Origin of the sequence: Citrobacter sp. Cpo100 (genome assembly GCF_030332595.1) — a bacterium.
Taxonomy (GTDB): domain Bacteria; phylum Pseudomonadota; class Gammaproteobacteria; order Enterobacterales; family Enterobacteriaceae; genus Citrobacter; species Citrobacter portucalensis.
On record NZ_JAOWHM010000037.1, the window covers coordinates 1,001,633 to 1,017,332 of the forward strand.

Consider the following 15,700-nt stretch of genomic DNA (forward strand, 5'->3'; position numbering starts at 1 on the left):
ACGAGGCGTTAACGATTGAGCTGGAACAACGACATTCCCTGCATATCGGTGAACGCTTTATAGGATGCCTGTAGCGCAGCCTGCTGCATGACATAAGACGAGATCGCGGCGTTCCAGTCGACATCCACCAGATTACTCATCTGCTGAGTTTGGCCTAATGCACGATCGGCACCCAGTGAATCCAGCGAGCTTAATTCACTCAGCTGCGTACCTAATTCTGCACGAACAGACAGGACGTTATTCAATGAGTTTTTCAGGCCACGGTTGGTTTTATCAATGGCAGCAGCGGCTTTGTCTTTTGCCACATCATCACCCGCAATCGGGATTTTGAGCTCTGCAATCGCGCTATCCAGCATTTTAAACAGGTTCTTTTCCTGAGTGCCGCCACCAGGTTCCGGTACAGCGTTGCTGGTCAGGTTGGCGAATACTTTATCGCCAGTATGACCAATCACCATGGTTCGGGAGGCATCGACCTGTTGGGTAACGTTTGTTGTACCACCGCTGTAAGCGCCATCTGCCTGGGCAAACGGTGCAGATTCTGTTTTATATCCACCGAAAATATAGCGACCATTACCGTCGGTACTGTTTGCCAGGTTCATCAGTTGATCGCGGATCCCCTGCAGGTCGGTGGCCAGCGATGCACGGTCATCATCACTTAACGTTCCGTTCCCGGCATAAACGATTTTTTCCTGTGCAGCCTGAATTGCCGTCGTCACCTGGCTCAGAACATTCTCTTCCAGCGACACCTTTTGCGTCGCGAATGAGCGTGCCAGCGTATATTGGCTGTTCTGCGCCTGAGCCTGAGAAAGTACCACGGCCTGCGAGGCGGCAATCGGATCGTCTGATGGGTTGATCACGCGTTTGCCCGTTGACATCTGCTCGCCGAACTTCATCCATTCAGCCTGAGAGTTAGTGATGCCACGCATATTCTGCTGGTACATCATCTGGGTGCTGATACGCATTGTGTCCCTCTCCCTTAGCGGATATTAATCAGTGCATCAAACAACGCATTCGCGGTCTGCAGCACTTGCGCGTTAGCCAGGTAATACTGCTGAAAACGCTGTAAATTACCGTACTCTTCGTCGAGGTTAACGCCGGAAATAGATTGTTGCTGCCGGTAAAGCTGTGTCACCACGTTGTTCTGGGTGGTGGCACTGGTTTTCAGCGTAGCGGTTTTGTTCCCGACATCGCTTACCAGCGTGGCATATGCATCGTTGAAGGTCTTATTGCCGACAGTCGCTTTGGTTTGCAGATCTAACAGTTTCTGACCGTTACGGTTGTCGCTCTTGCCTTTATCGATGGTGGGGTCCGTATCATTTTTAGACACTTGAGCCATGGCGATTTTCGACTCGTCGGTCACCATAACTTTCATATCAACGATAGCGTTACTCACGGGTTTTACAGTAAAACTGTCATTAGCTTTCGCGCCAGCATTAACGGTGATTTCCATCCCGTCAAAAGACATTTTTCCACCGGTAACGGTGGCTTTGAAGCTGGTATTATCCGCCAGGCGAGTAACCTGCCAGTCCGTCCCATCAAAAACGATTTTATAATCTGTCGCCTGCACAGCGGAGCTGTCAGTGATCTTAGCGCTTAACGATCCTGTGCCCGTATTTTTCGCGTTGTTGAAGACTTCCGGGCTGCCGATAGCAAAGAAATCCTTACCCTGATCGCCGTTGGCATCAAAACCTTCTTTATGCTGGGCGTTAAATGCACTGGCAAATGCAAGCGCCAGTTGACCGAGGGTATTACGCGTCTGATCCAGCTCCTGAGAACGGAAGGTGAGCAGTCCACCCAATGAACCGGTATTCAGCAGTTTCTCCGGAATTTCAACAGCTCCGGCAACGCCATCAACGTATGCCACGGTTGTACGATTAGGATCATCGCTGGAAGGCACTGCCGCCAGTTGACGTGCATTGCTGCCCTGCACCAGCGAATAGCCGTTGGCCATGGTCAGGTTGTAAGTGCCACCATCCTGAACGCTGACTTCAACACCGACAATCTGATTCAATTCACTGACCAGCTGATCGCGCTGGTCAAGCAGGTCGTTAGGAGACGCGCCTGCGCCGACGCCTGTCATACGAGAAATCTGGTCGTTGAGGCTGGCAATTTGTTTCGAATAGTTGTTGATCTGATCAACGCTGGCTTTAATCGCGGTGTTGACCTGCTTATCCTGATCGCGCAGATACTGGTCGGTCGTTTTAAACTGATTCACCAACCCATCAGCTTTACCGATTAGCGCCTGGCGTGCCGCCGGATCTTCGGCGTTGCTGACCAGCGTTTGCAGGCTGGTAAAAAAGTCCTGCATGGAGGTCGAAATAGAACTGGTTTTGCTGGAGAGCAGATTGTCGATTTTTGACATTTGCTCATAACGTGTCGTCAGACCGCTGCTCTGGTTCTGCGCTGCTCGCAACTGGTTAGTGATAAAGGAGTCATATTCACGTTGTACACCAGAAACATAGACACCATTGCCTACCCAGCCCCCCGCACCCAGCGTGCTGTTCGCTTGCGCCATAATTGTCGTCTGTCGGGTATATCCGGCAACGTTATAGCTGGAGATGTTGTTACTGGCAGTATTCAACGCGGCCTGCGCTGCGCTGAGTCCACTCATCGCGTTATTAATCAAGCTGGACATGGAGGTTCCTTGTAATCCTTCAATACTCGTTATTATCGGCAGCAGGTCGGTAGACTTGAGCTATTTAAAAGAGATTATCGATGTTCGTGCTGTAGGTTTTGCTCACTTTTTCACTCATCGATTTCAACTGCTGGATCATGCTGGTTAATTTTCGCGCATAGTTAGGGTCCGTGGCGTAACCCGCATTTTGCAATGCCTGCGCCCCTTGCTCGGCGGTCGCGGCAGCGGTCACTGCCGCATAGCGCGGGTTACGCGATATCAGACCGACATAATCCGACAACGCTTCAAGGTAAGAGCTATAGACGCGGAATCTGGCTTTCACCTTTTTCGCCTCACCGTTCTCATATTCAGTCGTGGTGATTTCAGTGGTTGGACCTTTCCAGCTTCCTGAAGCCTTCACGCCAAAAATGTTAAAGCTTGGTTCACCGTTCTCACGGCGAATTTGTCGCTGCCCCCATCCGGATTCCAGCGCCGCCTGTGCCAGAATCAGATGATGCGGGACGCCGCTTTGCTGGCTGGCCAGCTTAGCCGGCAGCGATAGCTGGGCGAGGAAGTCTTTACTGTCACCTGACAGCGGCTCATCATTGCTTTCTGTCGCCCGGGGGATGGCTTTGCGGACCAGTTGCGTCAATGCCTGATTTTGATAGCTGGTCACCGTTTCCAGTGAAAACTTCATCGGCACCTGCGGCGCGTCATCCGCAGGTTGCGCTTGCCCTTCAGTCATCTGCTTGACCATCATTTCAGCCAGCCCCAGACCTTTGCCTGCGGTCATTTGCTGCGCAATTTGTTGATCATACATGCTGGTATACAAGCGCGTTGAATCGCTGCTAAACACGCCATCTTTCGGCAGCGCTTCACGCATGCTTTTCAGCATCATCTGCACGAACATCCCTTCAACCTGACGGGCGACCGGACGGATATTCGCCGCCGGGTCCTGACCCGCTTTCGCTTTCAGTTCGTTCAGTGATTGCGCATCCCAGGCAGCGCTGGTCAACAGTTTGCTGTCACCAATCATTAGATGATTTCCAGTTTGGCGCGTAAGCAACCCGCGCTCTGCATCGATTGCAGAATGGACATCAGATCCATCGGCGTTGCCCCCAGCGCATTCAGCGCACGCACCACATTGTTCAGGTTGGCGCTGGAACGCACGCTTTGCAGCGAACCACCGCTCTGGCGCAGGTCAATCTGGGTTTGTGGCGTCACCACGGTTTGTCCACCGCCAAACGGTGTGTCCGGTTGGCTGACGTTCGCCTGGCGGTTCACCGTGATCGACAAGTTGCCTTGTGCCACGGCACAGCTATCCAGCGTCACTTCGCGGTTCATGACGACGGATCCGGTGCGCGAGTTGATAATCACTTTCGCATCCTGCGGCGTAACGTTCACCTCAATATTCTGGATATCAGCGAGGAAACGCACCTGCGAGCTGTTACCGCTTGGTACGCGAACCTGAATGGTTCGGGCATCCAATGCTGTTGCGCTACCAAAGCCACGCGCGCGGTTGATGGTGTCGGTAATCTGCTGCGCCATCGTGAAATCTTCATTATTAAGCTGCAGATTAATGGTGTTACCACCGCCGAACTGGCTGGGTAATTCACGTTCGATAATCGCGCCGTTGGTAATGCGTCCACCATTGAGCTGGTTAACCTGTACGCTACTGCCACCTGCAGCCGCGCCCGCACCGCCCACCAAAATATTCCCCTGTGCCAAGGCATACACCTGACTATCGACCCCTTTTAACGGGGTCATCAGCAGCGTACCGCCGCGCAGGCTTTTGGCGTTCCCCATAGAGGAGACCACTACGTCGATGGTTTGTCCCTGACGACCGAATGCAGGAAACGACGCGGTAACCATCACCGCCGCCACGTTTTTCAGCTGCATATTGGTGCCAGTTGGCACGGTTATCCCCAACTGCGAAAGCATGTTATTGAGCGTTTGCGTCGTAAACGGCGTCTGTGTGGTCTGGTCACCCGTTCCATCCAGACCCACCACCAGCCCATAACCTATCAACGAGTTTTCCCGCACGCCCTGAACGCTGGTCAGGTCACGAATACGGTCAGCATGCGCAAAGGTGGTTATCAGCACCAGTACCATTCCAACAAAAGATTTAAACACTGGGTACCTCGCTTACATCGGCGACAAGTTAAGGAAGAAACGCTGCAACCAGCCCATATTCTGCGCTTCATTGATGTAGCCGTTACCGACGTACTCAATACGCGCGTCCGCAACCTGGGTTGACGGTACGGAGTTGCTGCCACTGATGGTGCGCGGGTTAACAACCCCGGAGAAGCGGATGAATTCAGTGCCCTGATTTATAGCGATCTGTTTTTCACCCACGACATGTAAGTTGCCATTCACCAGTACCTGATCGACCGTTACGGTCAGCGTACCGCTGAAGGTATTTCTGGCGTTCGCGCCGCCTTTACCGTTAAAGGAGTTACCGCCGGAGGCTTCTACGTCTGCACGTTCGTTACCGAACAATCCTTCCAGATAGCGCGGTACGGTATCAAAGCCAAAGTTTGTCTTGCCGTCGCGACTGGCGTTCGCCGAAGAGCTTTTGCTCGCGCTGACGTTTTCCTGCAATACGATGGTCAGCGTATCGCCAATATTGCGTGGACGACGATCTTCAAAGAGTGGCTGATAACCATAGTTAATCGGTTGTGCCGACTGGAAGATTGAGCCATTCGCCACCGGCGTTGGACCTGGAACGGGCTGGGCAGACGTTGCGCCCTGCACGAGCGGCGTGGCCGGGATCCAGGCACATCCTGTTAGTGAAACCACCAGCAGGGCTAAAATTGGGTATGGGTGAAGCGCGTATTTTCGCATTGCGGTCATCTTCAAAATCAGTGTGCCGGTGAGGTTTTCACCCCACCGGGCTCCACTTTAGAGTTGCGTCAGTTTTTGCAGCATCTGATCGGTGGTCGATACCGCTTTACTGTTGATTTCGTAAGCGCGCTGAACCTGGATCATGTTTACCAGCTCTTCCGCCACGTTGACGTTAGAGGTTTCAACATAGCCCTGATACAGCAGACCCGCGCCGTTCAGCCCTGGCGTGCTCTCATTCGGCGCACCGGATGACTGCGTTTCGGTGTACAGATTCTCACCAATGCTTTCCAGACCGGTATCGTTCATGAAGGTTGTCAGGTTAAGCTGCCCGACCTGAACAGGCGCCGCCTGCCCCTGTTGGGTCACGCTGACAATACCGTCACGTCCAATGGTGATACTGAGCGAGTTAGCCGGAATGGTGATGGCAGGCTGAACCTGAAAACCACCCGCCGTCACCAACTGACCGTTCTGATCCACCTGGAAAGAACCGTCGCGGGTATAAGCGGACGTACCATCGGGCAACATGACCTGGAAAAAGCCCTGGCCTTTAATCGCCACATCTTTACTGTTGTTGGTCTGCGACAGGTTACCCTGGCTGTGTAAACGCTCGGTCGCAACCGGACGTACGCCGGTACCAATCTGCAAACCAGACGGCAGTGTGGTCTGCTCAGAAGACTGTGCGCCAGGCTGACGAATCGTCTGGTACAACAGATCTTCAAATACGGCACGTTGGCGCTTAAATCCGTTGGTGCTGACGTTTGCCAGGTTGTTGGCAATCACATCCATGTTGGTTTGCTGCGCATCCAGGCCGGTTTTGGCGATCCATAATGAACTGATCATAAAATGTCCTGTATTAACTCATCGACAGCAGTTGGTTGGCGCGGCCCGCGTTATCATCCACGCTACTGATAATTTTCATCTGCATTTCAAAGCGGCGGGCGTTGGCGATCATGTCGCTCATCGCAGCAACCGGTTTAACGTTACTGCCTTCCAGCACGCCAGACATCACACGGATGCTGGGGTCGGCCTGTAACGTCGCACCACGGGTGGTCTGTGCGGCCTGGGTCAGACGGAACATACCGTCATCGCCACGTTGCACTTCAAGCCCTGTAGCCTTCACCAGCTTCAACCGCCCCACTGGCGCGACCGTATTAGCCGGATCGCCAGGGTTAAGTGCAGAAATTGTCCCGTCCGCCGCAATGGTGACTTCCGAGCCTTCTGGTACGGCTATCGGTCCGGCTTCGCCAATTACCGGGTGTCCCTGAATAGTCAGTTCACCCGTAGGGCTTACCTGAATAGCGCCGTTACGGGTATATCCTTCGCTACCGTCTGCGGTCTGCACAGCCAACCAACCATCCTGTTGCAGCGCCACATCCAGCGGGCGGGAGGTATAGTCCATCTGACCGGGCGTCATATCGGCCCCCGGCGTGGAGGCCACGACCAGCGTACGCGTTGGTAAAGACAATCCTTCTACAGGAACCGCGCGCAGTGCATTGAGCTGCGCACGAAACCCTGGCGTGGAGGCGTTTGCCAGGTTGCTGGCCGTCACCGCCTGTTGATTCAGCGTCTGACTGGCCGCGCCCATGGCGGTATAAATTGCGTGATCCATTAAGCCATCCCGTCAGGCGCTTAGCGCAGGTTGACCAGCGTGTTGAGGATCTGATCCTGGGTTTTGATGGTCTGCGCGTTCGACTGATAGTTACGCTGGGCGACAATCATATTCACCAGTTCTTTACTCAAATCCACGTTTGACGCTTCCAGCGCGCCGTTGGTCAGCTTGCCGAAGTTACCTTCGCCTGCGGTACCCAGCAGCGCCACGCCGGAAGACTGAGTCGCCGCCCAGACGTTGTCGCCCTGAGACGCCAGACCTTCGTTGTTGGCAAAGTTTGCCAGCACGATCTGCCCCAGAACCTGTTGCTGTTCGTTGGAGTAGTTACCGACCACCGTACCGTCATTATTAATCTGGTAGCTCACCAGATCGCCCGGCTTGTAGCCGTTCTGATTCGTGGCGACGATGTTGTTGGCACCGGTGTTCTGCTGCATGGAGTTCAGGAAGCTCAGGGAGAAGTTCGCCGGAACTGCGCCATTGATCGGACCGGTTGTAATTGTGATATCCGTTCCTGCTGGCGTCCCAGTTGCCGTGGCGCTCATCCCTAAAAACGCGCCATTGTTGTTAAACTTCATAAACCCGGCTGATTTTGCAGCTTCGCCAGTTGAAGCATCCTGAGTGTGAATTTCCCAGGTGTTGCTCTCTGCGTTTTTGACATAAAAAATGTTCATGTCATGGGCGTTACCCTGGCTATCGAAAACGGTAACGGTGCCTTTTTTGTTGTAGGAATCCGCATCGCTTGGGTTAAACGGGGTCTTGGTAGGGACCTTGTCAGTGGAGTTCAGGTTGACCTGCATTGACGCAGTGGTGGTTGATTTAGCCGCCATCAGCGTATTCGGGATGGTGATCGGTGCCGGGTTCGCCCCCTGCTGAACCGTCGGTGGTGTACCGGTAGCCGGATAGCCCGTCAGCTGCAGCCCCTGCATGTTAACGATATTGCGGTTTTCATCGAGCTTGAACTGACCGTTACGGCTGTAGAAAACGGAACCGTTGCTGTCTACCATACGGAAAAAACCGTTCTGGCTGATAGCAACATCCAGACCACGTCCGGTGTTGGTGGTCGTACCGTCGGTAAAGTCCTGAGTAATACCCGCAACTTTAACGCCCAAACCGACTTTCGAACCGGCAAACATATCGGCAAATGATGCCGTGCCAGATTTAAAACCGTAGGTGGCGGAGTTGGCGATGTTGTTACCAATGACATCGAGGTTGGTCGCTGCAGCGTTCAGACCGCTGACCGCTTGAGAAAAGGCCATGACTTACTCCTGATAAGTGTGAAGGCTTAAATTATCTGCCGTACTTCGTCGAGGGTGGTGGTTCCATAGGTGCCCAGATCCAGCGTATTACCGCCGTTACTGCGAATAACGCCCTGCACCAGCGCAAACTGAAGCGGCTGGGCCACCAGTTGCGTTCCGCCATTACTGGCAGCAATTGACACGTTGTAAGAACCGCTTGGTGCATCCGTGCCATCGGTCATGGTGCCGTCCCAGGTAAAGGTATGAACGCCTGCTTTCAACCCGCCAATGTCAATGGTGCGCACCACTTTGCCGTCTTTATCGGTAATGGTTGCGGTAACCTTATCTGCCGGTTGCTGCAGCTCAATTCCAAATGGTGTTGTCGTGGTTTTGGCACCCTCTTCTGTCCCTTTACCGGTCAGGATGGTGGTACCCGGGATCATGACCCCGTGGCCAATCAGCGTACTGGCCTGCAGCGACTGACTGTTGTCGATCTGCCCGGAGATCGACCCTAACGTGGTGTTCAGTTTCTCAATCCCGCTCACGGTACTGATTTGCGCCAACTGGGTAGTCAGTTCGTTGTTTTGCAACGGGTTGGTAGGGTCCTGGTTTTTCAGTTGTGCAACCAGCAGCGTAAGAAAGCTGCTTTGCAGGTCAGCGGCGTTGCTGCCCGTCAGGGAGCTATTCCCCGTGGCGGCATTAACCCCCGTCGTGCTCGGGTCATTCATTTTTACAGCAATAGACATGTGCGCCTCCTTTACTGGCCTAGCGTCAGCGTTTTAAGCATCAAGCTTTTCACGGTGTTGAGCACTTCGACGTTTGCCTGGTAGCTACGTGAGGCAGACATGGTGTTGACCATCTCGCCAACAACGTCCACATTCGGCATTTTTACGTAGCCATTCGCATCGGCCAGCGGATTACCGGGTTCATAAACCAGCTTATCCGGCGCCTGACTTTCAATGACGTCAGCAACTTTTACGCCGCCGGTTGCCGCGCCTGGCGCAGCATCTACCTGAAAAACAACCTGCTTCGCGCGATACGGCTGACCGTCGGGTCCGCTGACGCTATCCGCATTCGCCATGTTGCTGGCCGCGACGTTCAGGCGTTTAGACTGAGCCGTCAGCGCAGAACCTGCGATATCAAAAATATTTAACAGCGCCACGAATTAGTTCCCTCCTTGCAGCACGTTCATCATGCCTTTGATTTGTCCACCCAGCGCCGTCAGCCCCATTTGATACTTGAGGCTGTTGTCTGCAAATTGCGTGCGCTCCCGGTCCATATCTACCGTGTTGCCATCAAGAGATGGCTGGTCAGGAATACGGTAGAGCAGCTCCGTAGACGGCGCAGAAACGGTCTGGGCCGGAATGTGTTGTGCAGAGGTCAGCGTCAACGAAACGCCGCCGGTTTCTTCCCGTCCTCGCACCATGACTTTTTTTAATTCACTGGCGAAATCCAGATCGCGCGCCTGGTACCCCGGCGTGTCGGCATTGGCAATGTTGGCCGCCAATATTTCCTGGCGTTGGGCGCGCAAATTCAGCGCTTCCTGTTGAAAACGTAAGGCGGCGTCGAGCTTATCGAGCATATCTCCTCCGCAAATGACAAAATTCAGCCGACAGCTTAAATCCCATTACGCGCGCGTTATCGCCGGAATAAACGCAAAATGCGTCGCTATTTGTTGCGTTGATGACTGCGTCACACAGGTAAAATCCTGCCACTACCTGAAAAAGCGCGAGGTTTTGATGCAAACGTTTAAACGTGGAATAGTCGTGGCAGCACTGCTGTTCAGCCCTATGACGCTGGCACAAGACCTGAATTCGCAGCTAACGGCATGGTTTTCCCAGCGCCTGGCCGGATTTAGCGATGAGGTGGTAGTCACTATCCGAACGTCACCTAACTTACTGCCGAGCTGTGAGCAACCAGCATTAAGCGTGTCAGGTAGCGCGAAACTGTGGGGTAATGTGAATGTGCTGGCCCGCTGTGCCAACGAAAAACGTTATCTGCAGGTGAACGTGCAGGCGACGGGAAACTACGTTGTTGCCGCTGCGTCCGTAGCGCGAGGTAGCCCCCTGACCCCAGCCAGCGTAACGCTGAAACGTGGTCGACTGGATCAACTACCGCCGCGCGCGGTGCTGGATATAAGTCAGGTGCAGGATGCAGTGAGCCTGCGCGATCTGGTGCCGGGCCAACCGATACAGCTTTCGATGTTGCGCCAGGCATGGCGGATCAAGGCCGGTCAGCGCGTACTGGTTATTGCCAACGGAGATGGATTTCGGGTCAATGCCGAAGGTAAAGCGCTGAACAACGCCGCTGTCGCACAGAATGCGCGAGTGCGGATGATTTCAGGCCAGGTGGTGAGCGGCGTCGTCGATTCTGATGGGAATATTCTTATTAACCTATAATAGGTTAAAGATTTTTTAGCGTGTGCCGATAGATAAACAACCAATGATTACAGCGGGCCGCTATAGCGTAACCCCTCGATGAGGAAAAATAAAATGAGCATTGATCGTACCTCACCATTGAAGCCAGTAAGCACCGTTCAGCCGCGTGAAACCAGCGATGCGCCGGTACAAAAAGCGCGGAAGGAAAAAACCACCGCGACCACCAGCACCAGCGTCATGCTGAGCGACGCCCAGGCCAAACTGATGCAGCCCGGCAGCAATGACATCAATATGGAACGCGTGGAAGCACTGAAAACCGCAATCCGTAACGGTGAATTGAAAATGGATACCGGAAAAATTGCCGACTCGCTGATTCGCGAGGCGCAGAGCTACCTACAGAGTAAATAAAGTATGACTCGTTTGTCAGAAATACTTGACCAGATGACGACCGTCCTCAATGACCTGAAAACGGTAATGGATGCTGAACAGCAGCAGCTTTCCGCAGGGCATATCAACGGCAGCCAGCTACAGCGTATTACAGAAGAAAAAAGCTCCTTGCTGGCAACCCTTGATTATCTTGAGCAGCAGCGCCGCCTGGAACATGACGCCACGCGCAGCGCCAATGATGAGATTGCTGAACGCTGGCAGACTATCACCAAGAAAACACAGCATTTACGCGACCTCAACCAGCACAACGGTTGGCTGCTGGAAGGGCAGATCGAGCGTAATCAACAAGCAATACAAGTGCTGAAACCGCACCAGGAACCGGCGTTGTATGGCGCAAACGGTCAAACCTCTGCTGCGCACCGCGGCGGGAAAAAATTCTCTATTTGATGTCAGCCTGATAACGTTTTGCTTATCAGGCCTACGCCTTTTGTAGGCCGGATACGGCGTTATGCCGCCATCCGGCATTGATCCTTTACGCCGTCCGACGCACAAACTCTTTTACTTTAAAGCCCAGTACGGCGAGTGCTGCGAAGTAAGCGGCAATACCTGCCACCACGACCGCCATCAGACGCAGCAGACGCCACAACATCGTTCCCTGCGACCAATCCGGCATGATGTAGAGCATCCCAACCAGCACCGCAGACATCACCAGCACGGAAATCACCAGACGCGCCAGGAACCAGCTCCAGCCCGGTTGTGGGGTAAAGATTTTCTGTTTCCGCAGTTGCCAGTACAGCAGTGAAGCGTTCAGACATGCCGCCAGACCAATCGACAGCGACAGCCCGGCATGCTTTAACGGCCCGATAAACGCCAGGTTCATCACCTGGGTCATAATCAGCGTCACAATGGCAATCTTCACTGGCGTTTTAATATCCTGGCGCGAGTAAAAGCCCGGAGCCAACACTTTCACCACGATCAAGCCAATCAAACCTACCGAGTACGCCACCAGCGCACGCTGGGTCATCGCGGCATCAAAGGCGGTAAATTTACCGTACTGGAACAGAGACACCGTCAGCGGTTTGGCCAGAATACCCAACGCTACGGCACTCGGTAATGCCAACAGGAAACACAAGCGCAGGCCCCAGTCCATCAGACGACAATATTCATCATGATTACCGCTGGAAAAGCTTTTGGACAGCGATGGCAGCAGGATAGTCCCCAGCGCCACGCCCAGAACACCGGACGGAAACTCCATCAGACGGTCGGCATAATACATCCATGAAACTGAGCCAGAGGCCAGAAACGAGGCGAAAATCGTATTGATGATCAGTGAAATCTGGCTGACCGATACCCCAAGGATCGCCGGGCCCATTTGCTTGACGACACGCATCGCCCCCGCATCACGGAAGTTCACGCGCGGCAGCACCAGCATGCCAATTTTCTTCAAGTGCGGAAGCTGATAAATCAGCTGTAGCACGCCGCCAACCGTAACGGCCCACGCCAGCGCCAGCACCGGCGGGTTAAAATAGGGTGCCGCAAATAGCGCGAAGCCGATCATGCTGATATTCAGAAAGGTCGGGGCAAACGCAGGAATGGAAAAGCGGTTCCAGGTATTAAGGATCGCACCAACCAGTGAGGCCAGTGAAATCAGTAGAATATAGGGAAAAGTGATCCGCAGCAGTTGAGTGGTCAGCGCAAACTTATCCGCTGTGTCGGCAAATCCCGGCGCGGTGACTAATATCACCCATGGCGCAGCCAACATCCCGGCTACTGTCACCACGGCCAGCGCCAGCGTCAACAGTCCGGAAACGTAGGCAACAAACACGCGGGTAGCATCTTCCCCCTGCTTGCTTTTGTACTCAGCAAGAATCGGCACAAATGCCTGCGAAAATGCGCCTTCGGCAAAAATTCGGCGCAACAGGTTAGGAAGTTTGAATGCCACAAAAAAGGCATCTGTCGCCATCCCTGCACCAAAGATTCTGGCGACAATCGCATCACGCGCAAAACCCAGCACACGTGAAAACATCGTCATCGAGCTGACGGCTGCCAGCGACTTTAATAAATTCATCTATGTTGTATTCCAGACTCTGAGGCAAAACCCCGACAAACCTGCCCGTAGGTCGGATAAGGCATTCTCGCCGCCATCCGACACTTTTGCTGTGCCTGATGGCGACACCCTGGCACCTTATCAGGCCGACAAACCAGCCTATGGTTGAAAAGAGGTGTTATTTTGAGTGGGCATATAGTACCTGGATTACAATGAATTACTACCGCCAGATGTTACAGGGGGTTATTCAGCCATCGCCTCCCGCCACAGCTTTTCAACAACACGCTGGGCCAGTAGCGCCTGCTCGCCTGCCGTCTGAGGAACCGTCTGATTTTGCACGCACTCAATGAAATGACGGGCACATCCGGCAAAACCACGCTGTTCTAAGGTCGTTTGCCAGCCCGCTATCGGCTTATGAACAACACCTTGCCCACGCTCCTCCCGCCATTCCCGCATATCAGTGACGTCAATCAGGCCGCCGTCCGTCACCGCCTGCACGCTCTCGCGCTGGCTACCGGCACGGCGATGCATACTGGTCGTTATCTGCATTTGACCGACAGAAAAATGATGCTCGGCGTAGAGCATCGCACCAGATTCATTGGTCAGCAGCGTGCCGTTATTTAACTGCGCCTGCCCTCCCGCCAGCCACAAAGCGGTATCGACCACGTGCAGATAGTCGTCCAGCAGAGTGAAGCGCAGATCGTGCGGCCCAACGCTATCCGTACGGTGCTTATCCATACGTACAGACGCTGCGGTGCTCAACTGGGTTTTGAGATCCTGGTACAGCGGTGCAAATCGACGGTTAAACCCGACCATCAGCGTGAGCTTTTTCCGCGCGGCCAGCTCGACCAGTTGCTCAGCCTCGTGCAGGTTTTCCGCCAGCGGTTTATCCACACACACGTGAACTCCGGCATTCAGCAATTCACTAACTACCGCATAGTGCGTCGCGGTACTGGAATGGACGAAAACCGCGTCGCAGGTTTGCGCCAGATTCTTCAATGAATCCACGTAGGGTATTCGCCAGGTGTCACAGATACGCTGTGCTTTATCGCGCGAAGGTGAAAATGCGCCTTGCAGCGTCCAGTCCGCGGAGGTGCCTAGCACGGGTAGCCAGGCCTTTTGTGCAATACCGCCCAGGCCGACTACGCCGATACGTAATTTTTTCACGTTAGTCTCCCAGGTGCGCCAGCAAGGAATCAAGTCGCTGCTTAAGCTCTGCGACTTCCGTTTCCAGCGCTTCCACGCGCGCCTGCAGATCACCGGAGGCTACAGGGGGTTCATCTGCCGCGGCAATGGCTTCATCAACCTCACCACAAAACAGGTGCATATAGCGACTTTCACGTTTGCCCGGCTCACGCGCCAGGCGGATCACATAAGGCCCATCTTCCCGGTTCGCCAGATTTTCCAGCGTCGACTCCACTTCGGCCATATCGCTGAATTCGTACATACGGGATGCGCGGCTACGCAGTTCACCAGGCGTCTGAGCGCCCCGCAGCAGCAGTGTGGTGATTATGGCCACCTCTGCGGCACTAAGCTTCAGATTGCCAAATTCAGAGTTGCAGAAACGCTGCTCATATTTCGTGACGCGATTGCCAAAACCGCTCACCGTGCGCAGAAAATGTCGCTTAACCAGGTTATCCAACTGCTCCTGCACGTCCGATTCCGACAGGTTCATCACCGGTTCACGATTCGTTTTTTGATTGCAGGCTGTTACGACTCCATTAACGGAGAGTGGGTACTGTTCCGGCGTGGTCACTTGTTTTTCTAATAAACAGCCAATCACTCGTGCTTCGGTGGCGGTTAATTCGTATTTCATCGTCTTCTCCATTAATCATGGCTGCATCTGAAACTTAGCGGCCGGGGGTCCATTCTGATGTGGTCAACGCCGTCAGCACGTGATCGCGCCACTGCCCGTCAATCAGCAGGTAGTCTTTGGCATACCCTTCTTTTTCAAAACCCAATCGCGCCAGCAGGTCACCGCTGCGCTTATTATGTGGCATGTAGTTAGCCATAATGCGGTGAATATGCTGCGTGCGCTGCATATAACGAATGGCCGAGGTTAAGGCTTCATACATTAGCCCCTGCCCCTGCCATTTCTGCGCAATGGAGTAGCCGAGATAACAGGCATGGAAGGATCCCCGCACCACGTTTGAGAAGTTCGCAACGCCGATAATCTCTTTTTCGTCCGGATCGAGCAGCGCAAAATAATAGGCGGTGCCCTGTTTATGAAACTCAGAGATCATGCTCAGACGCGCCTGCCAGCCGGACGGATAGCAGTGGCTTTCATCGCGAATAGGTTCCCAGGGTTTTAAGAAATGACGATTTTCTGCGTAATAATCTGCCAGACGCCAGGCATCACGCTCATGCACTAAACGCACGACCAGGCGGTCGGTGGTTAAGCGCACTTTTGGCACGTTACTGCGATAGCCAAACATTCTATACCTACTCCTTCCCGTAACGTCTTCAATACGCTATTCGCATTACTATACCTGTGCGAATACGCCCTGTGAAAAGAGCAAAATGCCATTTTTTGAATTATTCACACATTTTGATGAAAACTCTCTATCAAGACGGACTTTTGATAAA

Annotated in this window: 18 protein-coding genes; 3 read left to right on the top strand and 15 right to left on the bottom strand. The window is 53.7% G+C overall.

Features of this window, described 5'->3' with window-relative positions; all coding sequences use genetic code 11:
* Positions 1-8 precede the first annotated feature (8 nt).
* The 11 genes from flgL to flgB form a co-directional block, all read right to left on the bottom strand.
* Positions 9-962, bottom strand: a complete 954-nt coding sequence (gene flgL, locus OGX96_RS20505) for a flagellar hook-associated protein FlgL (RefSeq protein WP_048226966.1) — start codon at positions 960-962, stop codon at positions 9-11.
* Positions 963-976: 14 nt separating this feature from the next.
* Entirely contained in the window at positions 977-2,635 is a 1,659-nt protein-coding gene (gene flgK / locus OGX96_RS20510; RefSeq protein WP_071444809.1) for a flagellar hook-associated protein FlgK, read from the bottom strand.
* A 64-nt stretch (positions 2,636-2,699) separates the two neighbouring features.
* The gene (gene flgJ, locus OGX96_RS20515; protein ID WP_016152632.1) at positions 2,700-3,650 is read right to left on the bottom strand and encodes a flagellar assembly peptidoglycan hydrolase FlgJ; all 951 of its coding nucleotides are present in this window, start codon (positions 3,648-3,650) and stop codon (positions 2,700-2,702) included.
* Positions 3,650-4,726 carry a flagellar basal body P-ring protein FlgI gene (locus OGX96_RS20520; RefSeq protein ID WP_050579918.1) on the bottom strand — a complete coding sequence of 359 codons (1,077 nt, stop codon included), beginning with the start codon at positions 4,724-4,726 and terminating at the stop codon, positions 3,650-3,652. The genes flgJ and OGX96_RS20520 overlap by 1 nt, the downstream gene beginning before the upstream one ends.
* 33 nt (positions 4,727-4,759) lie before the next feature.
* Positions 4,760-5,458: a flagellar basal body L-ring protein FlgH gene (locus OGX96_RS20525; protein WP_032934415.1), complete on the bottom strand. Its 699-nt coding sequence runs from the start codon at positions 5,456-5,458 to the stop codon at positions 4,760-4,762.
* 57 nt (positions 5,459-5,515) lie between these two features.
* Positions 5,516-6,298: a flagellar basal-body rod protein FlgG gene (gene flgG / locus OGX96_RS20530; protein ID WP_003036202.1), complete on the bottom strand. Its 783-nt coding sequence runs from the start codon at positions 6,296-6,298 to the stop codon at positions 5,516-5,518.
* A 13-nt stretch (positions 6,299-6,311) separates the two neighbouring features.
* Positions 6,312-7,067: a flagellar basal body rod protein FlgF gene (locus OGX96_RS20535; RefSeq protein ID WP_198801998.1), complete on the bottom strand. Its 756-nt coding sequence runs from the start codon at positions 7,065-7,067 to the stop codon at positions 6,312-6,314.
* A 20-nt stretch (positions 7,068-7,087) separates the two neighbouring features.
* Positions 7,088-8,323: a flagellar hook protein FlgE gene (flgE, locus tag OGX96_RS20540; protein ID WP_286584147.1), complete on the bottom strand. Its 1,236-nt coding sequence runs from the start codon at positions 8,321-8,323 to the stop codon at positions 7,088-7,090.
* Positions 8,324-8,349: 26 nt separating this feature from the next.
* Positions 8,350-9,048 (bottom strand): flagellar hook assembly protein FlgD, encoded by a 699-nt coding sequence (gene flgD / locus OGX96_RS20545; protein WP_008784359.1) that lies wholly within the window; start codon positions 9,046-9,048, stop codon positions 8,350-8,352.
* A gap of 11 nt (positions 9,049-9,059) precedes the next feature.
* Positions 9,060-9,464, bottom strand: a complete 405-nt coding sequence (gene flgC, locus OGX96_RS20550) for a flagellar basal body rod protein FlgC (protein ID WP_003036191.1) — start codon at positions 9,462-9,464, stop codon at positions 9,060-9,062.
* Between the two features lie 3 nt (positions 9,465-9,467).
* Positions 9,468-9,884, bottom strand: a complete 417-nt coding sequence (gene flgB / locus OGX96_RS20555; RefSeq protein ID WP_003036189.1) for a flagellar basal body rod protein FlgB — start codon at positions 9,882-9,884, stop codon at positions 9,468-9,470.
* 157 nt (positions 9,885-10,041) lie between these two features.
* On the opposite strand from flgB, the gene flgA reads away from it, so the two are divergent.
* The 3 genes from flgA to flgN all read left to right on the top strand — a co-directional run bounded on the left by flgA (position 10,042) and on the right by flgN (position 11,514).
* Positions 10,042-10,701, top strand: a complete 660-nt coding sequence (flgA, locus tag OGX96_RS20560; RefSeq protein WP_286584148.1) for a flagellar basal body P-ring formation chaperone FlgA — start codon at positions 10,042-10,044, stop codon at positions 10,699-10,701.
* A 93-nt stretch (positions 10,702-10,794) separates the two neighbouring features.
* On the top strand, positions 10,795-11,088 hold the full coding sequence (gene flgM / locus OGX96_RS20565; protein ID WP_032942956.1) for a flagellar biosynthesis anti-sigma factor FlgM: 294 nt from the start codon (positions 10,795-10,797) through the stop codon (positions 11,086-11,088).
* Positions 11,089-11,091: 3 nt separating this feature from the next.
* The gene (gene flgN / locus OGX96_RS20570; protein ID WP_003036178.1) at positions 11,092-11,514 is read left to right on the top strand and encodes a flagella biosynthesis chaperone FlgN; all 423 of its coding nucleotides are present in this window, start codon (positions 11,092-11,094) and stop codon (positions 11,512-11,514) included.
* A gap of 85 nt (positions 11,515-11,599) precedes the next feature.
* On the opposite strand, the gene murJ is transcribed toward flgN, so the two are convergent.
* The 4 genes from murJ to rimJ all read right to left on the bottom strand — a co-directional run bounded on the left by murJ (position 11,600) and on the right by rimJ (position 15,549).
* Positions 11,600-13,135, bottom strand: a complete 1,536-nt coding sequence (gene murJ, locus OGX96_RS20575) for a murein biosynthesis integral membrane protein MurJ (RefSeq protein WP_003832150.1) — start codon at positions 13,133-13,135, stop codon at positions 11,600-11,602.
* Between the two features lie 222 nt (positions 13,136-13,357).
* Positions 13,358-14,281, bottom strand: coding sequence for a Gfo/Idh/MocA family protein (locus OGX96_RS20580; protein WP_008784356.1), 924 nt, complete (start codon positions 14,279-14,281; stop codon positions 13,358-13,360).
* A gap of 1 nt (position 14,282) precedes the next feature.
* A complete protein-coding gene (locus tag OGX96_RS20585) occupies positions 14,283-14,930 on the bottom strand; it encodes a YceH family protein (RefSeq protein ID WP_020996497.1) in 648 nt (215 codons plus the stop codon).
* Positions 14,931-14,964: 34 nt separating this feature from the next.
* The gene (gene rimJ / locus OGX96_RS20590; protein WP_003832145.1) at positions 14,965-15,549 is read right to left on the bottom strand and encodes a ribosomal protein S5-alanine N-acetyltransferase; all 585 of its coding nucleotides are present in this window, start codon (positions 15,547-15,549) and stop codon (positions 14,965-14,967) included.
* Between the last annotated feature and the right edge of the window lie 151 nt (positions 15,550-15,700).